Source organism: Pantoea sp. GCM10028869 (assembly GCF_042666835.1).
GTDB lineage: Bacteria > Pseudomonadota > Gammaproteobacteria > Enterobacterales > Enterobacteriaceae > Pantoea > Pantoea leporis.
On sequence record NZ_JBHTGO010000002.1, the window covers coordinates 242,213 to 263,219 of the forward strand.

Annotated in this window: 22 protein-coding genes; 10 read left to right on the forward strand and 12 right to left on the reverse strand. The window is 57.3% G+C overall.

The window, feature by feature from the left end:
* Positions 1-17 precede the first annotated feature (17 nt).
* Positions 18-602, reverse strand: coding sequence for a response regulator transcription factor (locus ACFQW4_RS05355; RefSeq protein ID WP_110865750.1), 585 nt, complete (start codon positions 600-602; stop codon positions 18-20).
* Positions 603-705: 103 nt separating this feature from the next.
* Positions 706-1,062, reverse strand: coding sequence for a YbgS-like family protein (locus ACFQW4_RS05360; RefSeq protein ID WP_192236776.1), 357 nt, complete (start codon positions 1,060-1,062; stop codon positions 706-708).
* A 299-nt stretch (positions 1,063-1,361) separates the two neighbouring features.
* Here ACFQW4_RS05360 and aroG point away from each other — a divergent pair, with 299 nt between their 5' ends.
* Positions 1,362-2,414, forward strand: coding sequence for a 3-deoxy-7-phosphoheptulonate synthase AroG (aroG, locus tag ACFQW4_RS05365; RefSeq protein ID WP_377724235.1), 1,053 nt, complete (start codon positions 1,362-1,364; stop codon positions 2,412-2,414).
* A 61-nt stretch (positions 2,415-2,475) separates the two neighbouring features.
* On the opposite strand, the gene gpmA is transcribed toward aroG, so the two are convergent.
* From gpmA to modE, 6 genes are all read right to left on the reverse strand, one after another.
* The gene (gene gpmA / locus ACFQW4_RS05370) at positions 2,476-3,228 is read right to left on the reverse strand and encodes a 2,3-diphosphoglycerate-dependent phosphoglycerate mutase (RefSeq protein ID WP_008109047.1); all 753 of its coding nucleotides are present in this window, start codon (positions 3,226-3,228) and stop codon (positions 2,476-2,478) included.
* A gap of 150 nt (positions 3,229-3,378) precedes the next feature.
* Positions 3,379-4,413 (reverse strand): galactose-1-epimerase, encoded by a 1,035-nt coding sequence (gene galM, locus ACFQW4_RS05375; RefSeq protein ID WP_377724237.1) that lies wholly within the window; start codon positions 4,411-4,413, stop codon positions 3,379-3,381.
* Positions 4,407-5,555 (reverse strand): galactokinase, encoded by a 1,149-nt coding sequence (galK, locus tag ACFQW4_RS05380; RefSeq protein WP_377724239.1) that lies wholly within the window; start codon positions 5,553-5,555, stop codon positions 4,407-4,409. Before galK ends, galM begins: the two co-directional genes overlap by 7 nt.
* Positions 5,556-6,599, reverse strand: coding sequence for a galactose-1-phosphate uridylyltransferase (gene galT, locus ACFQW4_RS05385; protein WP_192414197.1), 1,044 nt, complete (start codon positions 6,597-6,599; stop codon positions 5,556-5,558).
* 448 nt (positions 6,600-7,047) lie between these two features.
* The gene (gene modF / locus ACFQW4_RS05390) at positions 7,048-8,520 is read right to left on the reverse strand and encodes a molybdate ABC transporter ATP-binding protein ModF (RefSeq protein ID WP_377724242.1); all 1,473 of its coding nucleotides are present in this window, start codon (positions 8,518-8,520) and stop codon (positions 7,048-7,050) included.
* A gap of 76 nt (positions 8,521-8,596) precedes the next feature.
* Positions 8,597-9,379: a molybdenum-dependent transcriptional regulator gene (modE, locus tag ACFQW4_RS05395; protein ID WP_192236614.1), complete on the reverse strand. Its 783-nt coding sequence runs from the start codon at positions 9,377-9,379 to the stop codon at positions 8,597-8,599.
* Between the two features lie 118 nt (positions 9,380-9,497).
* On the opposite strand from modE, the gene ACFQW4_RS05400 reads away from it, so the two are divergent.
* The 4 genes from ACFQW4_RS05400 to modC all read left to right on the forward strand — a co-directional run bounded on the left by ACFQW4_RS05400 (position 9,498) and on the right by modC (position 12,305).
* Positions 9,498-9,656, forward strand: a complete 159-nt coding sequence (locus ACFQW4_RS05400; RefSeq protein WP_007890616.1) for an AcrZ family multidrug efflux pump-associated protein — start codon at positions 9,498-9,500, stop codon at positions 9,654-9,656.
* A 128-nt stretch (positions 9,657-9,784) separates the two neighbouring features.
* Positions 9,785-10,558 carry a molybdate ABC transporter substrate-binding protein gene (modA, locus tag ACFQW4_RS05405; RefSeq protein ID WP_309835461.1) on the forward strand — a complete coding sequence of 258 codons (774 nt, stop codon included), beginning with the start codon at positions 9,785-9,787 and terminating at the stop codon, positions 10,556-10,558.
* Positions 10,555-11,247 carry a molybdate ABC transporter permease subunit gene (gene modB / locus ACFQW4_RS05410; RefSeq protein WP_377724246.1) on the forward strand — a complete coding sequence of 231 codons (693 nt, stop codon included), beginning with the start codon at positions 10,555-10,557 and terminating at the stop codon, positions 11,245-11,247. Before modA ends, modB begins: the two co-directional genes overlap by 4 nt.
* Positions 11,247-12,305 carry a molybdenum ABC transporter ATP-binding protein ModC gene (gene modC / locus ACFQW4_RS05415; protein ID WP_101763190.1) on the forward strand — a complete coding sequence of 353 codons (1,059 nt, stop codon included), beginning with the start codon at positions 11,247-11,249 and terminating at the stop codon, positions 12,303-12,305. Before modB ends, modC begins: the two co-directional genes overlap by 1 nt.
* 61 nt (positions 12,306-12,366) lie before the next feature.
* On the opposite strand, the gene ACFQW4_RS05420 is transcribed toward modC, so the two are convergent.
* Positions 12,367-13,185: a pyridoxal phosphatase gene (locus ACFQW4_RS05420; RefSeq protein ID WP_222181662.1), complete on the reverse strand. Its 819-nt coding sequence runs from the start codon at positions 13,183-13,185 to the stop codon at positions 12,367-12,369.
* 148 nt (positions 13,186-13,333) lie between these two features.
* On the opposite strand from ACFQW4_RS05420, the gene pgl reads away from it, so the two are divergent.
* Positions 13,334-14,329: a 6-phosphogluconolactonase gene (pgl, locus tag ACFQW4_RS05425; protein WP_192236609.1), complete on the forward strand. Its 996-nt coding sequence runs from the start codon at positions 13,334-13,336 to the stop codon at positions 14,327-14,329.
* Between the two features lie 60 nt (positions 14,330-14,389).
* On the opposite strand, the gene ACFQW4_RS05430 is transcribed toward pgl, so the two are convergent.
* Positions 14,390-14,866, reverse strand: coding sequence for a kinase inhibitor (locus ACFQW4_RS05430; protein ID WP_101763187.1), 477 nt, complete (start codon positions 14,864-14,866; stop codon positions 14,390-14,392).
* Positions 14,867-14,896: 30 nt separating this feature from the next.
* Positions 14,897-16,192 carry an adenosylmethionine--8-amino-7-oxononanoate transaminase gene (bioA, locus tag ACFQW4_RS05435; protein WP_377724249.1) on the reverse strand — a complete coding sequence of 432 codons (1,296 nt, stop codon included), beginning with the start codon at positions 16,190-16,192 and terminating at the stop codon, positions 14,897-14,899.
* An 88-nt stretch (positions 16,193-16,280) separates the two neighbouring features.
* On the opposite strand from bioA, the gene bioB reads away from it, so the two are divergent.
* Genes bioB through bioD form a run of 4 tightly spaced genes read left to right on the forward strand, consistent with a single transcriptional unit; the run spans position 16,281 to position 19,871 of the window.
* The gene (bioB, locus tag ACFQW4_RS05440) at positions 16,281-17,312 is read left to right on the forward strand and encodes a biotin synthase BioB (RefSeq protein WP_377724252.1); all 1,032 of its coding nucleotides are present in this window, start codon (positions 16,281-16,283) and stop codon (positions 17,310-17,312) included.
* Positions 17,313-18,464, forward strand: a complete 1,152-nt coding sequence (gene bioF, locus ACFQW4_RS05445) for an 8-amino-7-oxononanoate synthase (protein ID WP_377724254.1) — start codon at positions 17,313-17,315, stop codon at positions 18,462-18,464.
* Positions 18,448-19,203 (forward strand): malonyl-ACP O-methyltransferase BioC, encoded by a 756-nt coding sequence (gene bioC, locus ACFQW4_RS05450; RefSeq protein WP_377724256.1) that lies wholly within the window; start codon positions 18,448-18,450, stop codon positions 19,201-19,203. Before bioF ends, bioC begins: the two co-directional genes overlap by 17 nt.
* Positions 19,200-19,871, forward strand: a complete 672-nt coding sequence (gene bioD / locus ACFQW4_RS05455; RefSeq protein WP_354465819.1) for a dethiobiotin synthase — start codon at positions 19,200-19,202, stop codon at positions 19,869-19,871. The genes bioC and bioD overlap by 4 nt, the downstream gene beginning before the upstream one ends.
* 39 nt (positions 19,872-19,910) lie before the next feature.
* Here bioD and ACFQW4_RS05460 read toward each other — a convergent pair whose 3' ends face one another.
* Positions 19,911-20,627: an ABC transporter ATP-binding protein gene (locus ACFQW4_RS05460; RefSeq protein ID WP_110865765.1), complete on the reverse strand. Its 717-nt coding sequence runs from the start codon at positions 20,625-20,627 to the stop codon at positions 19,911-19,913.
* Positions 20,628-21,007 lie beyond the last annotated feature (380 nt).

A 21,007-nucleotide genomic window follows, 5' to 3' on the forward strand; every position in this document is an offset into this window, starting at 1 on the left:
CAGCAGCAAACAGATCCTCACTGCTGCGCTTTCCACAGCTCAGCCAGCTCAACCACCGACTGTACGCCGGTTTTCTCCAGGATGTTCTTCTTGTGGGTGCTAACGGTTTTATTGCTGATATGCAGCTGTTCGCCAATCTGCAGATTCGAGAGGCCGCGCACCAGCAGCGCTACAATCTGCTGCTCTTTCTCGGTTAACGGCAGTTCGATACGTTCCGGCAGCGGCGGAAAAGCCTGCTGACCGCCTAGCACCGCCAGAATCGCGCTCAGCAGTTGCGCCATGCTTTGGCTTTTCACCACGTAACCGGCAGCGCCAAGCGACACGGCGCTGAGCAGCGTGTGGCGGCTCTGCTGCGCGGAATAGATCAACACCGGGCAGTGCTGATTACGCATGCGCAACCGGCGCAGCAGTTCGAGTCCGTCGCAATCGGGTAAACCGATATCCAGCACAATTAAATCGATGGGATGTTGTTGAAGCAGTTGGCGCGCCTGCGCTTCGTCGCCAGCGGCGTGAATGTTCAACGTGATAGGAGCGTTAACGCAAGCCGCTTCCAGTGCGACGGCAACTAACGGGTGATCATCAATAAGCAGCAATGAAGCCATGAAACAGTTCCTGTGAATTTCATTGCTTCAGCATAGCGGAAAAGGGCGGGGGGCAAAATAAAAGGGAGAGCCGAAGCTCTCCCTTGATCAAACAGAAGGAAACTTATTGCGAAGTACCGTCTGTTTTATGTTTCACGTGGCCGCCACCCTCTTTAGTGTCGACTTTTTTATTCATGTCCGGGCATTTGCCGTCTTTGCACATGCTGTTTTTGTGCACCTGGTTGGCTGACATATTGCTTGAGTCAGTGCCTGACGTTGCTGCGCTGTTGGTATTGGTGCTACCGCTGTTAATTTTGCTGTTATCAACATTATTAGGTGGCAGATTTTGTTTTGCACCGCCAGCTGCTGCACCGGCTTCAGCTGAAGCGTTGGCCGCACCATTGTTGTTATCCGCAGCCATTACAGCACCGCTACCCATGGTCATCGCTGCTGTCAGAAAGATCATTGCAAACTTATTCATCATTATGCTCCAGTAATTAATGGATAGTTGCCGTCTAACACCCGCTGGTGTTGAGTGACGAAAATAGCGTGCCGCGATGGAATAAAATCCACCTTATACGCTTCACTTAAAAATTTAATTTTGCAAACACATCATTCCTTAGTGCTTACATTTAAAAAGCTTAGTGCATGGATATATAAATGCAAATTTGAGATGTACATTTTAAGCGCGGTGCGTAATTTACACCCACCGCGCGAAGGGCTAAAGTGGGCGGGTTGCGCCCGACGGACGTTGGGCCAGAAATTTGAATGGAATTGTGTATGGATTACCAGAACGATGATTTACGCATCAGAGAGATCAAAGAGTTACTGCCTCCTGTTGCTTTGCTTGAAAAATTCCCCGCCACCGATAAAGCAGCTGCAACCGTAGCGCAGTCACGTCAGGCGATTCACCGCATTCTGCATGGCGAAGACGATCGTCTGCTGGTGGTGATCGGTCCGTGCTCAATTCACGATACCCAGGCTGCGCAAGAGTATGCGACGCGCCTGCTGGCACTGCGTGATGAGCTGAAAGACGATCTCGAAGTGGTGATGCGCGTTTACTTTGAAAAACCGCGCACCACGGTGGGCTGGAAAGGGCTGATCAACGATCCGTTTATGGATGGCAGCTTCCAGATCAATGACGGCCTGCGCCTGGCGCGCAAGCTGCTGGTGGATATCAACGATATCGGGTTGCCAGCCGCCGGTGAGTTCCTCGATATGATCACGCCACAATATATGGCCGACCTGATGAGCTGGGGCGCGATTGGCGCACGTACCACCGAATCGCAGGTGCATCGCGAACTCTCTTCCGGCCTCTCTTGCCCGGTGGGCTTCAAAAACGGTACCGACGGCACCATCAAAGTGGCGATTGACGCCATCGGTGCGGCCAGCGCGCCACACTGCTTCCTGTCAGTCACCAAATATGGTCACTCGGCGATTGTCGAAACCAGCGGTAATGAAGACTGCCACATCATCCTGCGCGGCGGCAAAGAGCCGAACTACAGCGCCGAACACGTGGCGGCCGTGAAAACCGGTCTGGCTAAAGCAGGCTTGCGTCCGCAGGTGATGATCGACTTCAGCCATGCTAATAGCAGCAAGCAGTTCCAGCGCCAGATGGTGGTTGCCGACGACGTGGCGCAGCAAATTGCCGGTGGTGAGCAGGCGATTACTGGCGTGATGATCGAGAGTCATCTGGTGGAAGGTAATCAGAGCCTCGAAAGCGGCAAACCGCTGGTGTACGGCCAGAGCGTGACCGATGCCTGTATCGGCTGGGAAGACACTGAGAAGGCGTTGCGTCAGCTGGCTCAGGCGGTCAAACAGCGCCGCAGCTAAGCCAATGCGGCAATAAAAAAGGCCAGACTTGCGTCTGGCCTTTTTGCGTTTCAGCGTTCGCTTACTTCGCTTTACCCTGGTTTGCTACGGCTGCGGCTTTCGCAGCAATCTCATCAGCATCACCCAGATAGTAACGTTTGAGTGGCTTGAAGTTCTCATCGAACTCATACACCAACGGCACGCCAGTTGGGATGTTCAGTTCGAGGATCTCGTCTTCGCTCAGGTTGTCGAGGTATTTAACCAGCGCACGCAGTGAGTTGCCGTGTGCAGCAACGATCACTTTCTCACCGCTCTTAATGCGCGGCAGAATGCTTTCGTTCCAGTAAGGAATCACGCGTTCGATGGTCAGCGCCAGGCTTTCGGTGGTTGGCAGCTGCGCGTCAGTCAGTGAAGCGTAACGCGGATCGTGGCCTGGGAAACGCTCATCAGCGCGATCCAGTTCTGGTGGCGTGATAGCAAAGCCACGACGCCACTGTTTCACTTGCTCGTCACCGTATTTAGCGGCGGTTTCTGCTTTATCCAGACCTTGCAGCGCACCGTAGTGACGCTCGTTCAGACGCCAGGTTTTTTCAACCGGCAGCCAAGCCTGATCCAACTCATCCAGCACATTCCACAGGGTGTGAATAGCGCGCTTCAGCACTGAGGTGTAAGCGAAATCAAACACGAAACCTTCTTTCTTCAGCAGCTGACCGGCTGCTTTGGCTTCAGTGCGACCTTTGTCAGACAGGTCAACGTCGTACCATCCGGTGAAGCGGTTTTCCTGGTTCCACTGGCTTTCGCCGTGTCGCACCAGTACCAGCTTAGTTACGGCCATAGCTTTACTCCTTAATGCTCGATTTACGATTAGTATTGAAACCGGCTGCGGCCACTGAGAAGCGGCTCACTAATAGCGCCATACCATAGCGGAAAACAACGCACGGCGTAAGCCTGTCGGCAGCGCAGTGCGCGTTTTTCATCCGGTGGCTCAGTGCGGCGTGAAGCGATAACGCGTCACGGACTGCCAGCTGTCGCCGGGTTGCAGCCAGCAATCGGGCTGCGGCCACTCTGCATGGTTAGGCGAATCCGGTAAAAATTCGCTCTCCAGAGCGATGCCCTGGAAAGCAGTATAGCTGTCCTGCTCACGGGCGCGTGTTCCCGCCAGATAGTTGCCGGTGTAGAACTGCAGCGCCGGAGCGGCAGTAAACACGCTCAGCTCCAGCTTGCCATCGGCAGACCATAAATGGGCGGCGGGCTGGCTGCTGTCGCCAGCGGTGTTAAGCAAAAAGGCGTGGTCATAGCCTTTCACCGCTTTTTGATCGTCATCGGCAAGGAACTCATCGGCGACGCGCTTCGGCTGGCGGAAATCAAAACTGTTTCCCGCCACCTCTTTCAGCGGCGCGTTAGGAATGCCTTCGCTGTCCACCGGCAGGTAACGATCGGCGTGCAGTTGTAAGCGATGCTGGCGCGCATCACCATGATGCGCATCAAGATTAAAGTAAGCATGGTTGGTGAGATTGACCGGGCAAGGCTTGTCGGTTTGCGCTTCATAGCGAATCGACAAGCAATTATCGTCATCAAGTTGATAGATGACATTGGCGATCACATTGCCGGGATAACCCTGATCGCCATCAGGCGAATCGAGGCGATAGTGCACCTCGCTTTCGCTCTGACTGAGAATCTGCCAGCGACGTTTATCGAAACCTTCCGGCCCGCCATGCAGCTGATGTGCGCCCTGATTAGCCGCCAGCTGTAAATTGAGTTGCTTCAGTTCGGCCGAGGCGATGCGGTTCGCGTAGCGGCCAATCGTCGCGCCAAGATAAGCATCCTGATGCAGATAATCGGACGGCGTGGCGCAGCCGAGCAGCGCTTCACGCACGCTGTGATCCAACATTGGCACGCGCGCTGACAGCCAGGTCGCGCCCCAATCCATAAAAGTAGCCACCATGCCGTTGCGATTGCGCAGCACGGTGATGCGCCACGGTTGCCCGTCTGGCGCGTGTGAACTCACATCACTTACCATTGGCCTGCTCCTGCGGACGCTTTGCACACGTAGAAGGTCTCTTTGATGCCGGTTTGCGCTTCATACTTCTCGGCGACCACCGCTTTCACCGCATCGACCAGATCGATTGGCATCAGCGCTACGATGCAGCCACCGAAACCGCCGCCGGTCATACGCACGCCGCCGCGCGGGCCGATTTCTGTTTTCACAATCTCAACCAGCTGATCGATTTGCGGCACGGTGATTTCGAAATCGTCACGCATCGAGGCGTGCGATTTGGCCATCAGTTCGCCCATGCGTTTCAGATCGCCCGCGCTTAACGCATCGGCGGCTTCCAGCGTGCGCGCATTTTCGCTAATCACGTGACGCACGCGTTTTGCCACCAACGCATCCAGCTCACCAGCAGAGGCTTCAAACTCTTCCAGCGTCACATCGCGCAGCGCCGGTTTATTGAAGAAGCGTGCGCCAGTTTCACACTGTTCACGACGCGTATTGTATTCACTGCCCACCAGGCTACGACGGAAGTTGGAGTTGATGATCACCACCGCGACATCTTCCGGCATTGATACCGCGCGCGTGCCGAGCGTACGACAATCCAGCAGCATGGCGTGATCCGGCTGACCGAGCGCCGAGATCAGCTGATCCATGATGCCGCAGTTGCAGCCGACAAACTGGTTTTCCGCTTCCTGACCGTTCACCGCAATCGCTGCGCCATCGAGGTTTAATGCATACAGCTGCTGGAATACGGTACCGACCGCCACTTCCAGCGACGCCGAAGAACTCAGGCCCGCGCCTTGTGGCACGTTGCCGCTGATCACCATATCCACGCCGCCAAAGCTGGCATCGCGTTTTTGCAGATGTTTCACCACGCCGCGCACGTAGTTGGCCCACATTGGCTCTTTCAGCGGCTCAATCGGCGCATCCAGCGAGAAGCTGTCCTGCTGATTGTCGTAATCGACGGCAATCACACGCACCTGGCGATCGTCGCGTTTGGCGCAGGCAATCACGGTTTGATAATCGATGGCGCACGGCAGCACAAAGCCATCGTTGTAGTCGGTGTGTTCGCCAATCAGATTGACGCGGCCCGGTGCCTGAATGCTGTGTGTCGCCTGATAGCCGAAAGTGTCAGCGAAAACCTGTTGAGTAATGGATTTTAATGACATTTATTGCGCCTCGCGGAAATGGACATCGCTGACAGAACGCAGACGTTCAGCTGCCTGTTCCGCCGTTAAATCACGTTGGGTTTCGGCCAGCATTTCATAGCCAACCATAAATTTGCGTACCGTGGCTGAACGCAGCAGCGGCGGATAGAAGTGTGCGTGCAGCTGCCAGTGATCGTTGGCTTCGCCGTTGAACGGCGCGCCGTGCCAGCCCATCGAATAGGGGAAAGAGCACTGGAACAGGTTGTCGTAGCGGCTGGTGAGCTGCTTAAGCGCCAGCGCCAGATCGGTGCGCTGCGGCTCGGAGAGATCGGTGATGCGTTTCACATGGGCTTTCGGCAGCAGCAAGGTTTCAAACGGCCACGCCGCCCACCACGGCACCACGGCCAGCCAGTGTTCGGTTTCCACCACCGTACGGCTGCCATCGCTCAACTCGCGCGCAGCGTAATCGACCAGCAGCGCCGTGCCTTTCTCGGCAAAATAGTGACGTTGGTTGTCATCTTCTTTCTGCGCTTCGTTCGGCAGGAAGCTGTTGGCCCAAATCTGGCCATGCGGATGCGGGTTGGAGCAGCCCATCGCCGCACCTTTGTTTTCAAACACCTGCACCCACGGATAGTGCTGGCCGAGATCGGCAGTCTGTTCCTGCCAGGTCCGCACGATATCTTCCAGCCCGCTCAGCGGCAGTTCCGGCAGCGTTTTGCTGTGATCCGGCGAGAAGCAGATCACCCGGCTGGTACCGCGCGCGCTTTCGCAGCGCATCAACAGATCGTCGCTTTGCGGTGCGTCTGGCGTGTTAGTCATCAGCGCGGCAAAGTCATTGGTGAACACGTAAGTGCTTTTATAGTTGGGGTTTTTGTCACCGGTAATGCGGGTGTTTCCAGCACAAAGGAAGCAGTCAGGATCGTGCGCTGGCAGTTGCTCCAGTGCCGGGGTTTCCTGCGCACCTTGCCACGGGCGCTTAGCGCGATGGGGTGAGACCAGCACCCATTGATCGATCAATGGGTTATAACGGCGATGCGGATGATCGACCGGGTTAAATTTTTCCATGATGAGTCCTGGTAAACGGCAAACAGATAAAAATGATTTTGATCAAAGTAGCACAAAGACCAGCGTGAAAGCGTGATCCAGTCTGGATAAATGGTATCGTTTACACAAGGTGACGATTCTCATTTTGTGGGGTTGTTGCGTGTGTTTGTTGAATTACCAGGCGATGAAATGGTAACGCTTACATTGCCTTCATACTTCGAACTGCTGCTGCTTGCCGCAGCTCGAATTATTTTGGCAATGGCGCTATGCACATTAGATATTTGTAGATATAAGGGTCACCATTGATGGCGTAACGCCGCTCAGTTAAGCGCCGTATCAAATCACCGCACCTTCCGTAGCGGCGCGATTTATCGCGCAATGAATTGCGCCGCTACAATGTGTGCTCTCGTTAATAAGGGTTTTTCATGTCTTAATTGACGAGCATTACGCTATTTATGGCAACCGCCATTTAACGCAGCGACTCTTGCAGGAAACCGTAACCCTGTTCCTGCGCGACAAAACTCAGGCGATGGGTGATGCACTGCGGCGCATCTTCGGCGTGGTGGGAGACAAACAGCAGTTGCGTACGGCCTTCGCCAACCAGCACATCAACAAAGCGGCGCACCAACTGGCGGTTAATCGGATCGAGCCCCTGCAACGGTTCATCGAGAATGAGTAGCGTGGGATGTTTCACCAGCGCGCGCGCAATTAGCACCAGCCGCTGTTGGCCCCACGACAAACTGTGGAACGGCGCATCCGCCAGCTGATTATCCATACCGAGCAGCGCCAGCCACTGACGCGCCAGTGCTTTTTGCCGATCGGACACCGCCTGATACAGACCAATCGAATCGAAGAAGCCGGATAGCACCACGGTGCGCACATTACAGCTGACGCGATAATCGAGGTGCAGGCTGCTGCTGACGTAACCGATGTGCTGCTTGATGTCCCAGATGGTTTCACCGCTGCCGCGTCGGGTGCCGAACAGCGTCAAATCGTTGCTGTAACCCTGCGGATGATCGCCGGTCACCAAACTGAGCAGGGTGGATTTACCCGCGCCGTTCGGCCCCACAATCTGCCAGTGTTCACCGGGATTAACCTGCCAGCTCAGGCCATCAATCACCGCTTTGTCGTTGTACGACACCACGCCGTTGCGCAGTATCACGCGCGGCGCATCTTCGGCCAGCTGCGGCAGTTGATCGGGTTGATCCGCCTGCGGCAGCGCCATGCCAGCAAGCTTCTCGCTATGCGCCAGCTGCGCCACCAGCGCTTCGGCCAGAATCGCGCGCCGTTCGCCCACGTGGGTTAACGTGCATTCGGCTAACACGCCGATCTTCCCGACAAAATCGGGAATATCATCAAAGCGATTGAGCACCAGCACCACGCTAAAACCGCTTCGATGCAGATCGTTGAGGGTTTGCGCCAGGCTGGCGCGTGACGCCACATCCAGCCCATCGAAAGGTTCATCAAGGATCAGCAGATCAGGCTGCGCCATCAGCGCCTGGCACAACAGCGTTTTGCGCGTCTCGCCGGTGGAGAGATATTTGAAGCGACGATCGAGCAGATAAGTGATGCCAAACTGCTGCGCCAGCGCCTGACAACGCGCCTCATCTTGCACTTCATCCTGAATGATCTGTGCGGCGGTGCGACCGGTATCGTCTTCGCCTTCACTTAGCAAATCGGTGTTGTTGCGTTCCCACTCATCGCTGACCAGTTTCTGTAGCTGCTCCAGCGACAGGCGCGTACGGCGTTGAAAATCCTGCTGCACGCTGCCTTTACCGGGCTGCAACTCGCCGGAAAGGGCGCGAGCCAGCGATGACTTGCCGCTGCCGTTGGCGCCGACAAACGCCCAGCTTTCGCCGCTGTTGAGGGTTAAATCGTTAAGGGACAGTGCTCGGGTGTCGCTAAGGTGAAACGTGCCTTGCGAAATTTGCAATGAAGCCATGATCTATTCCGTTTTATGCATCGTGCTGTCCAGTTTTAGCCAGTGATGCAGGCGAAGTCAAATCATGGCGTGGATTTCAGAGCAGTGTGGCGATGATGGCGTGTTCGGCATTAAAACTGGCGGTGACGCTGGCACCAACCTGCAGATTCTGCTGTTTCACCGCCTCATTGGTGACGGTCGCGCACAGCGTTTCGCCACTCGGCAACGCCATCAATACTTCGCTAAGCTGATCGCCGGGCTCAATTGCGCTGATCTGCGCAGCCAGTTGATTGTCGCTGCTGGCGGCGGCGTGACTGACGTGAATCCACGGTGCTTTAATCAGCACCAGCACCTCTTTGCCGCTGTCGAGCTGCAAGCGTTCGGCACTGCGTGCGGTGATCGCCACCTGCAGGCGCGTTAAGCCATCGGCGAGCAGCACCTCAATGTGCTGCTGCACCTGCTGATGATCGCTGGCCAGCACCGTACCAAACAGCTGATTGCGCGCGCTGGTTTGCAGCGAGAAACGCGCAATCGCCGCCAGCAAACTGTCGAGCGGCAAGCTGTCGTTTTGCAGCACATCGAAGGCCTTTTGTTGAATCTGCTCCATCAACTGGAACAGCTGAATCAGCCGCTCGCCATAACGCGTCAGCTGCGCGCCGCCGCCGCCTTTGCCGCCGGTGGCGCGATCCACCAGCGTTTGGTCGGCCAGCTGATTCATCTCATTGATCGCATCCCAGGCACTTTTATAACTGATGCCCGCCAGTTTCGCGCCCTGGCTGATGGAGCCGGTTTGCTGCACGCGTTTCAGTAATTCGATACGACGCGGATCGGCAAACAGTTTTTGCTGAAGACGAATATGGAGAGAAAGTTCTGCCTGCATGTCAGCTCCTTAGGTTAATCCGCTCAGTTTACTGCTTAAAAGTAAAAGCACGAAAAGGGCAGTGCGTTTTTTTCGCTAACCGTTACAATCACTTTTTTATTTTCTGCGTGAGGTTTCCATGTTGGAACTGTTAAAAAGCCTGGCTGTGGCTATCATCATGGTGCCGATTGTGATGGCGATTATGCTCGGTTTGATTTACGGCCTGGGTGAAGTTTTCAACGTCATCTCAAAATTTGGCCGCCGCGACGATCGTCCTGCCAACAGCTCACAACACTAATTTCTCAACGCCCGCTTCCTGCGGGCGTTTTGTTTCTGAACTTCCGTAAAATCCTGCCGATATAAAGCTCATGACGCATTTGCGCGTACGTTGTATTATCAAATATATAACGTAACAAGGAGCAACAAATGCGAACCATCAAGTACCGTTGGGCTGCTGCAACCGTTTTAAGCGTTTCGTTGGCCGGTCATGCCGCGGCCGCAGAGAAAATCACCGTGTTTGCAGCGGCATCGCTGACCAATGCGCTGCAGGACATTGCGACGCAGTACCAGAAGAAAAGCGGTGTAGAAGTGGTATCCTCTTTTGCCTCTTCTTCGGTGCTGGCGCGCCAGATCGATCAGGGCGCACCGGCCGATCTGTTCATCTCTGCCGATCAGCAGTGGATGGACGATGTGGTGGCAAAAAACAGCGTGGTGAGCAGCACGCGCTATACGCTGCTTGGCAACGATTTAGTGCTGATTGCACCGAAAAGCGACGCGGCTAAAGCGGTCACCCTTGATAGCAAAACCGACTGGAAAAGCCTGCTGAAAGGCGAGCGTCTGGCGGTGGGCGATCCGGATCACGTGCCTGCCGGCATTTATGCCAAAGAAGCATTACAAAAACTCGGCGCGTGGGACGCTTTATCCCCGCAGCTGGCGCCAGCCAACAACGTGCGCGCCGCGCTAGCATTGGTTGAGCGTAACGAAACGCCGTACGGCATCGTGTATGGTTCGGACGCGGTGGCCAGCCAAAAAGTGCAGGTCGTAGGACGATTCCCGGAAGATAGCCACAAGCCAGTGGAATATCCGATGGCGATTGTCAAAGAACATCAGAACGCAACGGTGGAAGCCTTCTACAACTATTTGCAGGGGCCGGATGCCGCTGCCGTGTTTAAACAGTATGGATTCACGCCGAAGAAATGATATTGAGCGATCCCGAATGGCAGGCCGTTTTTCTCAGCCTGAAAGTGTCCTGTGTAGCTGTGATATGCAGCTTGCCGTTTGGCATCCTGATGGCCTGGATTCTGGCGCGCTGCCGCTTTCCGGGCAAAACCCTGTTGGACAGCATCGTCCACCTGCCGCTGGTGCTGCCGCCGGTGGTGGTCGGCTATCTGCTGCTGATCGCCTTAGGCCGGCGCGGTTTTATCGGCGAATGGCTGTATGACTGGTTCGGTTTCACCTTTGCCTTTAGCTGGCGCGGCGCGGTGATCGCTTCGGCGGTGATGGCGTTTCCGCTGATGGTGCGTGCAATTCGTCTTGCGCTGGAAGCGGTGGATACCAAACTGGAGCTGGCCGCACGCACGCTGGGTGCCGGGCGCTGGCGCGTATTTTTCACCATTACGCTTCCGCTCACCTTGCCGGGCATTATTGTCGGCACGGTGCTGGCCTTTGCCCGTTCGCTGGGCGAATTTGGCGCCACCATCACGTTTGTCTCCAACATTCCCGGCGAGACGCGCACCATTCCGTCGGCGATGTTTACCCTGATTGAAACGCCGGGCGCGGAAGGCAACGCAGCGCGCCTCTGTGCGGTGGCGATAGCGTTAGCGCTGATGTCGTTGGTGGCATCGGAAATGCTGGCGCGCTGGGGCCGTAAACGGCTGGGAGCGGCATAATGCTCAATCTGCAACTTTCTCAGCAGTTGGGCGATCACCTGCTCGACGTTAACGTCAATATTCCCGCCAGCGGCATTACCGCCATTTTCGGCGTGTCGGGTGCGGGCAAAACCTCGTTGATTAACGCGATTGGCGGATTAACCCAGCCGCAGAGCGGGCGTATTGAGTTAAACGATCGCCTGCTGTTCGATTCGGCCACGCGCGTGAATTTGCCGCCGGAAAAGCGCCGTATCGGCTATGTGTTTCAGGACGCGCGGCTGTTTCCACATTATCGCGTGCGCGGCAATCTGCAATACGGCATGGCGGCCTCAATGAAGCCGCAGTTCAACGCGCTGGTGGCGCTGCTGGGTTTAGAATCGCTGCTGACGCGTTTTCCTGCGTCGCTTTCGGGCGGTGAAAAACAGCGCGTGGCGATAGGCCGCGCGTTGCTGACGGCGCCCGATATTCTGCTGATGGATGAGCCGCTGGCGTCGCTCGATCTGCCGCGCAAACGCGAGCTGATGCCCTATCTGCAAAAGCTGGCGAAGCAGGTCGATATTCCCATTCTTTACGTATCGCACAGCCTCGATGAAATCCTGCAGCTGGCGGATAACGTGCTGGTGCTGGATGCGGGCCAGGTGAAAGCCTTTGGTCCGCTGGAAAAAGTGTGGAGCAGTTCGGCGATGCGTCCGTGGCTGCCGATCGCCGAGCGCACCAGCGTGCTGCGCGTGCAGGTGCTGGAGCAGCATCCCGATTACCCGATGACCGCGCTGTCGCTTGGCGATCAGCATATTTGGGTGAGCCGGGTGAATCAGCCGTTGAAAACGCCGCTGCGTATTCGCATCGCCTCAGCCGATGTGTCGCTGGCATTGCAGCCGCCGCATAACACCTCGATCCGCAATATATTGCCGGCACAGGTGGTTGAGCTGTTGGAGATTGACGATCAGGTGGAAGTGAAGCTGCGCATTGGCATCAGCGAACTGTGGGCGCGCATTTCGCCGTGGGCGCGCGATGAGCTGGGCATTCGACCGGATCAGTGGCTGTATGCGCAGATCAAGAGCGTGTCGATAGCAGCGTAAATGGATTCATTGCGCGGTGTGAGAAAAATCCGCGCCATGAATTGCGCGCTACATCTTACGGTTACAGAACCTCTTGATAGATCACTTCGGCGATGCCCGGCTCCAGATTGGTGCCAATCACCTTTTTGGCGCGCGCTTTGATGGCGTCATCGGCATTGCCCATCGCCACGCCTAATCCCACCTGTTCCAGCATGCTGAGATCGTTGTAGTTGTCGCCAAACGCCAGCACGTCTTGCATGCTAAAGCCCTGACTCTCAACCCACTGCGCCAGACGCTTGCCTTTGCTGTTGCCGCCTTTGGCGATATCCACCTGATCGTGCCACGACCATTCACACGCCAGACCGAGTTCGGCTTCGGTGCGTTCGGCAAACTGCTGCAGCGCGCGCGTGTCGGGATGCGACAGCGCGAATTTCCAGATTGAATCAGCCTCAATCGCCGCCTGCGCCAGGCTTGGCACCTGCAGGAACAGCGGACGCTGCGCTTCCGGCAACGATTGCGCCCAGTTAAGCGTACGCGTCACATGGCCGGTTGGCGTTTGGTACAGCATCGCATCATCGACATACAGCAGACCGTGGATGTTCTCTTCATCCAGCATCTCAATCACACGTGCGGCTCTGCTTTTATCCAGCGGATCGGCGGCCAGCACCTGTTTCGCGGGATAATCATACAAATAGGTGCCATTACAGCAAATTGCGGGTGTATCCAGTTTAAGTGCCTGATAAAAAGGGTGGATAGCGCAGTGGTGGCGACCGGTAACGATCAACACTTTCACGCCCGCCTGCTGCGCGCGGGCCAGCGCTTCGATGGATTCAGGCAAGATGGTTTTGTTCGGGGTCAGCAGGGTGCCGTCGAGGTCAAGGGCGATTACGCGGTAGCTCATTACACTTTCCGTCCGGGAGTTGGCAAAGCATTGAGTCTACACCCGGCAGCGGCCCTGAGACAAAAAACAGGGCACAAATGAATCCAGCGCGACAAAATGAAACGCGCTACAGTTATCCCTTTCATCAGCCAGCGAATAAGGAAAACGCATGAAACAAGTCGTGTATACCGCCAGTCCCGAGAGCCAGCAGATTCATGCCTGGCAGTTGCAGGAAGATGGCGCACTGACGTTATTGCAGGTAACAGATGTTGCCGGCCAGGTGCAGCCGATGGTGGTGAGCCCGAAGAAAGATTTTCTCTATGTCGGTGTGCGTCCGAATTTTCGCGTGCTGGCGTTTCGCATTGCGGCCGACGGCACGCTGAGCCTCGCCGGTGAAGCACCGCTGCCGGGCAGCCCAACCCACATCTCCACCGATCGTCAGGGCAATTATCTGTTCTGCGGTTCGTACAACGATGCCTGCGTCAGCATCAGCCCGATTGGCAGCGATGGTTTGCCGCAAGCGCCAGTTCAGGTGATCAGCGGGTTAGACGGTTGCCACTCCGCCAATATCGATCTGAATAACCAAACGCTGTTTGTACCGGCACTGAAGCAGGACCGCATCTGCCTGTATCAACTGAACGCAGACGGCACTCTGGCTCCGCGCGAACAAGCGCAGGTCACCACCGTTGAAGGTGCCGGTCCGCGTCACATGGCCTTCCATCCGAACGGCGCATATGGCTACGTGGTGAACGAGCTGGATAGCACGGTGGATGTCTGGGCGCTGAACAATGTGCACGGCCAGGTTGAGCGCGTGCAGAGCCTTGATATGATGCCGAAAGATTTCAGCGACACGCGCTGGGCGGCGGACATCCACATCACGCCGGATGGCCGTTTCCTCTATGCCTGCGACCGTACCAGCAGCACCATTACGGTATTCAGCATCAGTGAAGATGGCTCGGTGCTGGCGATTGAAGGCTACCAGCCAACTGAAACCCAGCCGCGCGGCTTCAATATTGATCACAGCGGTCAATACCTGGTAGCGGCGGGACAGAAATCGCATCACATCGAAGTGTATAAGATTCAGGAACGCGGTCTGCTTAATCCGCTGGCGCGTTACGCGGTAGGACAAGGCCCAATGTGGGTGGTTATCCACCAATTGGGATAAATAAAATGCCTGCCTGATCAAACAGGCAGGCATATTTCCTAACAGCGCGATTCTGTGCTGTTACGCGTACTTCACCGTAATCGACGCACTGGCCAGCGCATGGAAATGCACATTAAAGCCAACCATCGCGCCGCTCGCGCCTTCATCCACGTCAATTTTATCCGTATCCAGCGCATGCACCGTAAAGATGTAGCGATGGGATTCGCCCTGCGGTGGCGCTGCGCCGCCGTAGCCGGTTTGGCCAAAATCGGTACGCGTCTGAATGGCGCTCTCCGGCAAGTCCGCCACGCCGGAACCGGCACCCTGCGGCAACACGGTAACGTCAGCCGGAATGTTCGCTACCACCCAATGCCACCAGCCGGAACCGGTAGGCGCGTCAGGATCGTAGCAGGTGACAACAAAGCTTTTGGTGCCTGCCGGTACATCATCCCACGCCAGATGCGGTGACAGATTGTCGCCCTGGTAACCCATGCCATTGAAAACGTGTCGCTCTGGCATCTTATCGCCGTCGTTAAAATCCTGGCTAACTACGCGCATGATCGCTCCTTTTATGGTTGTGCAGAACCCTCAATCATGGTGGAAATGCGCCGCAACATCCAGTGCCGCACCGACCGCTTGCGTCAGTTTCGTCAGTTCGGCGGCAGAAATCAGATAAGGTGGCATCAGGTAGAGCAAGCGCCCAAATGGACGAATCCACACGCCGCGTTCAACGAAGAAGTGCTGCAGCGCCGCCATGTTCACGGCCTGATGGGTTTCGATCACGCCAATCGCACCCAGCACGCGCGCATCGGCCACCGCGTGATGACGGCGCAGCGGCAGCAGCTCGGTGCGCAGCTGCTGTTCGATGTGCGCCACCTGCGTTATCCAGCCGCCTTCACTGATCATCTTCAGACTTTCCACCGCCACCGCGCAGGCCAGCGGATTGCCCATAAAAGTAGGGCCGTGCATAAAGCAGCCCGCTGCGCTGCGGCTGATGGTGTCGGCGACTTCACGCGTGGTCAGCGTGGCGGAGAGCGTCATGGTGCCGCCGGTCAGCGCTTTGCCCAGGCAGAGAATGTCCGGCGTGATGCCCGCATGGTCGCAGGCAAACAGCTTGCCGCTGCGGCCAAATCCGGTGGCGATCTCATCGGCAATCAGCAGCAAACCGTAGCGATCGCACAGCTCGCGCACCTGCTGCAGATAGCGCGGATGGTAGAAACGCATCCCGCCAGCGCCTTGCACAATCGGCTCCAGAATCACCGCCGCAATCTCCCGATGGTGGATTTCCACCAGCTGCGCAAAATCGGCGAAATTGGCCTCGTTCCACGCGTCATCGAAAGCGCACTGCGGCGCGTTGGCGAACAGATGTTCCGGCAGATAGCCGCGCCACAGGCTGTGCATCGAATTTTCCGGATCGCACACCGACATCGCGGCAAAGGTATCACCGTGATAGCCGCGCTTCAGGGTGAGGAATTTCTGTCGCGTTTGGTTGCGTCCCAGCCAGTATTGCAGCGCCATTTTCATCGACACTTCGACGGCGATCGAACCCGAATCGGCGAGGAACACGCACTCCAGCGCATCAGGCGTCATGGCAACCAGCTGGCGGCTCAGTTCCACCGCCGCCGGATGGGTGATGCCGCCAAACATCACATGCGACATCTGCGTTATTTGCTGCTGCAGCGCCTGATTGAGACGCGGATGGTTGTAGCCGTGTATCGCCGCCCACCACGACGACATGCCGTCCACCAGTTCACGTCCATCGGCCAACTGCAGCTGGCAGCCGTGCGCCGCCACAACCGGATAACAGGGCAGGGGATCGCGCATCGACGTGTAGGGATGCCAGATATGCTGACGGTCAAAGTTGAGGTCATCCTGAGTGAACATGTGAGTTGTAAACCATTTTAAAAAGATTTAGTTTACAAGTATAACCACGTTAATCGTCGGGATGAACCCCCTTTTTCTGGAGTAAGCAATGGCAAACCGCTGGACACTGACACAAGCTCAGGCACTTTTCGATAAACCTTTCCTTGAGTTGATGTTTGAAGCGCAGCAAGTGCATCGTCAACATTTCGATCCACGCCAGGTGCAGGTCAGCACGCTGCTATCAATCAAAACCGGCGCCTGTCCGGAAGACTGTAAATACTGTCCGCAGAGCGCGCGCTACAAAACCGGGCTGGAATCGGAACGTCTGATGGAAGTGGACGCGGTGCTGGAGTCGGCGCGCAAAGCCAAAGCGGCGGGATCGAGCCGTTTCTGTATGGGCGCCGCGTGGAAAAACCCGCACGAGCGCGACATGCCTTACCTTCAGCAGATGGTGCAAGGCGTGAAAGCGATGGGCATGGAAACCTGCATGACGCTTGGCACGCTGGATGGCGACCAGGCGCAGCGCCTCGCCGAAGTGGGACTGGATTTCTACAACCACAACCTCGACACCTCGCCAGAGTTTTACGGCAACATCATCACCACGCGCAGCTATCAGGAACGTCTGGATACGCTGGATAAAGTGCGCGGCGCGGGCATCAAGGTGTGTTCCGGCGGCATTGTGGGTCTGGGTGAAACGGTGAAAGATCGTGCGGGCTTGCTGGTGCAGCTGGCGAATCTGCCGACGCCGCCCGAAAGCGTACCGATCAACATGCTGGTGAAGGTCAAAGGCACGCCGCTGGCCGATAACGACGATGTTGAACCCTTCGACTTCATCCGCACCATCGCGGTGGCGCGCATCATGATGCCCTCGTCGCACGTGCGTCTTTCTGCCGGACGCGAGCAGATGAGCGAGCAAACGCAGGCGATGTGCTTTATGGCCGGCGCTAACTCGATCTTCTACGGCTGCAAACTGCTTACCACGCCAAATCCGGAAGAGGACAAGGATCTGATTCTGTTCCGCAAATTAGGCCTGAATCCGGAGCACACCGCGACAACGGCGGGTGACAATGAGCAGCAGCATCAGCTCAGCGAGCAGCTGCTGCACGCGGATACCGAGCAGTTCTACAACGCGGCTGTGTAAATGGGCTGGTCACAACGTATCGACGAGGCGCTGACGGCGCGGCGTGCCGCTGATGGCTGGCGTTTACGGCGTCCCGTTGAGCACAACAGCGTGCGGGAAATTACGCTCGAAGGGCAGCGTTACCGTCACTTCTCCAGCAACGACTATCTTGGTTTGAGCCAGCATCCGGCGGTGATTGCCGCGTGGCAGCAGGGCGCGGCCGAGGCGAGTGCTGGCGCGGGCGCATCCGGGCATGTGACCGGCTACAGCCGCCACCATGCGCAGCTCGAAGCGGAGCTGGCTGACTGGCTGGGCTATTCGCGCGCGCTGCTGTTCATTTCCGGGTTTGCCGCCAATCAGGCGGTGATCCATCTGCTGGCGGAAAAGCAGGATCGCATCTTTGCCGATAAGCTGGCGCACGCTTCACTGCTGGATGCCGCCAGCCACAGCCCGGCGAGCCTGCGCCGTTTTGCCCACAATCAGCCGGCAAGCCTGGCGAAGCTGCTGGCAACGCCGTCGGAAGGCGGCACGCTGGTGGTGACCGAAGGCGTATTCAGCATGGACGGCGACAGCGCTCCGCTAACACAGATCGCCGCAGAGACGCGGCGCGGCAACGGCTGGCTGCTGGTGGATGATGCGCACGGTATCGGCGTGACCGGCGCGCAAGGGCGCGGCAGCTGCTGGCAGCAGCAGGTCAAACCGGAACTGCTGATCGTCACCTTCGGCAAAGGGTTTGGCGTCAGCGGCGCGGCGCTGCTGTGCGATGACGCCACCGCTGATTATGTCGAGCAGTTTTCCCGCCATCTGATCTACTCCACCGCGATGCCACCGGCGCAGTGCTATGCGCTGCTGGCGGCGTTGCGGCAGATTCAGCAAGGTGATGCGCTGCGCGAAAAACTGCACAGCCACATTGCGCGTTTCCGCGCCGCTGCGGCGGATTTGCCGTGGCAGCTGGTCGATTCTGCGAGCGCCATCCAGCCGCTGATCGTTGGCGAAAACAGCGCGGCAATGGCGTTGTCGCAGCGGCTGGCGCAGGCCGGCTGTTGGGTCAGTGCGATTCGGCCACCAACCGTGCCGCCGGGCACCGCTCGGCTACGCATCACGCTTACCGCTGCACATCACACCGATGACATTGATCGTCTGCTGGAGGCGCTGTATGACGCTGCAGGTTAACAAACAGGCCGTGGCGCAGGCATTTGGTCGTGCGGCTGCCCATTACGAGCAGCACGCGCAGTTACAGCGGCTGAGCGGCGATGCGCTGCTGGCGCTGGCGCCCGCTGGTTTTGGTCCGCACCTGCTGGATGCCGGGTGCGGTACCGGCTGGTATAGCCGCTACTGGCGCGATCGCGGGCGCACGCTGACGGCGCTCGATCTGTCGCCCAACATGCTACAAACCGCGCGCGATCAGCAATCGGCGCAGCACTATCTGTTGGGCGATATCGATGCGGTGCCGCTGCCGGACGCCAGCGTTGACGGCGTGTGGAGCAATCTGGCGGTGCAGTGGAGCAGCGACTTGCATACTGCGCTGCAGCAGTTTTTGCGCGTCACGCGGCCGGGCGGCACGGTGCTGTTTTCCACGCTGCTCGACGGTTCGCTGCACGAAGTGCATCACGCGTGGGCGCAGCTGGATGGTCGCCGGCACGCCAACCGTTTCCTCAGCGCTGCCCAGTTTCATGCGGCCACCGCGACGCTGCCAATCGCCGTGCAGCAGCAGGTTATCACGCTGCATTTTCCCAGCGCGCTCAGCGCTATGCGCTCGCTGAAAGGCATTGGGGCCACGCACCTGCACGATGGACGCGGCGCCAGCGTGCTAACGCGTTCCCAACTGGCACAGCTTGAGCAGCGCTGGCCGCAGGACGAGTCCGGTTATCGTCTGAGTTATCACCTGATGTATGGAGTTTTAAGCAAATGACACGCTGGTTTATTACCGGAACCGATACCGAAGTGGGCAAAACCGTGGCCAGCGGCGCGCTGCTGCAGGCGGCAAGCGCCGCCGGTTTACGCACCGCAGGCTATAAGCCGGTGGCATCCGGCTGCGAAATCACGCCGCAAGGCATTCGCAACAGCGACGCGCTGGCGTTGCAGCGCTACAGCACCTTGTCGTTAAGCTACGAGCAGGTGAACCCGCTGGCGTTTGTCGAGCCGACCTCACCGCATATCATCAGCGCGGAAGAGGGCAGGCCGATTAGCTTTGCCACGCTGTCAGCGGGCTTGCGCGCGCTGGAGCAGCAGGCAGAATGGGTGTTAGTCGAAGGCGCAGGCGGGTGGTTTACGCCGCTGTCGGAGACGAAAACTTACGCCGATTGGGTGGAAGCCGAGCAGCTGCCGGTGATTCTGGTGGTGGGTGTGAAGTTAGGCTGCATCAATCATGCCATGCTCACCGCCGAAGCGATTAAAGCGCGCGGATTACGCCTTGCGGGCTGGATTGCCAATGATATTCAGCCGCCCGGCAAACGTCATCAGGAGTATATGGATACGCTGCGTCAGCGCATTGATGCGCCGTTCCTCGGTGAGATTCCGCACCTACGCGACCAGGCGCAGCAGGCCGAGTGCGGGCGTTATTTGACGTTGCCGCAATAAATAACCCAGGTCGCCATTCACGGCGACCTGGCTACATCTTCACCTTGCGGTCAGCCACTTATTCACCGTCAAATCATCCAGCTGCGCCACTTTGCCGTGCGCCACATTGCGTCCGCGATGCAGCAGCAGGAAATAATCGGCGACGCGGCGGACAAATGAAACGTGCTGTTCAAGCAGCAGAATGGTTAAACCATACTCACGGTTTAACCGACGAATCAGATTGCCCATCTCCTCTTCCAGCCACGGCGACATCCCTTCTGTCGGCTCATCCAGAATCACCAGCTTGGGTTGCAGCACAAGCGCACGCGCCAGGGCCAAATGTTGCTGCTGTTCCATTGGCAACTCGCCGCTGCGCTGATGGCGCAATGAATAGAGTGCCGGGAACAGGTCGAACACCATTTCCGGAATGGCACGGCTACGATCGTCCTGTGCCGCCATCAGGGCGATCAGCAGGTTATCCTCCACGCTCATTTGCGAGAAAATATGCCGTCCTTGCGGCACATAACCAATGCCGGTGCGCGCGCGCAGTTCGGCCGGTTGCAACAGTAAATCTTCCGGCGGCGCGCCATCCTCCTGCCAGGTCATCGAGCCACTGTTAATTGGCAGGCGGCCCATAATGCAGTTCACCAACGTGGTTTTGCCCATGCCGGGACTGCCCAGCACGCCGGTACAGGTGCCCGGCGGCAGATCGAGATCGACATCCCACAGAATGTGATTTTGACCGTAAAACTGATTCACCGAACGTAAACTCAGCATCTGACATACTCCTTCCAGATTATTAGCCTGAATGCTCCCGCTCTGTGTCGTCTGGCATACAGTCGTGCACGATTGATGGACACCGCTGTCGTCGGCAAGCGCCGATATGGACTCGTCACTCCATAGAGCTAACATTGCAATTCCCAGGCCAGGTTAGGAATTCAGGCGCATCTACGGCGGAAACCTGACAAATCAGCGGCTAAAAGTTGAGAAACGCTTAACAATTGCCAGCGGTGATAAACCGACTGCACTTTGACGGTGCTGACTGCTTAACGTTTCTGGTGCATTTGATCGTTCGTAAGGCAATAACCGGAGAAATAAATGGCCTTAACGCCTGACTTTTCGCCGGGCACGGGAAGGTAAAGCCGGAAAAAGGGGGG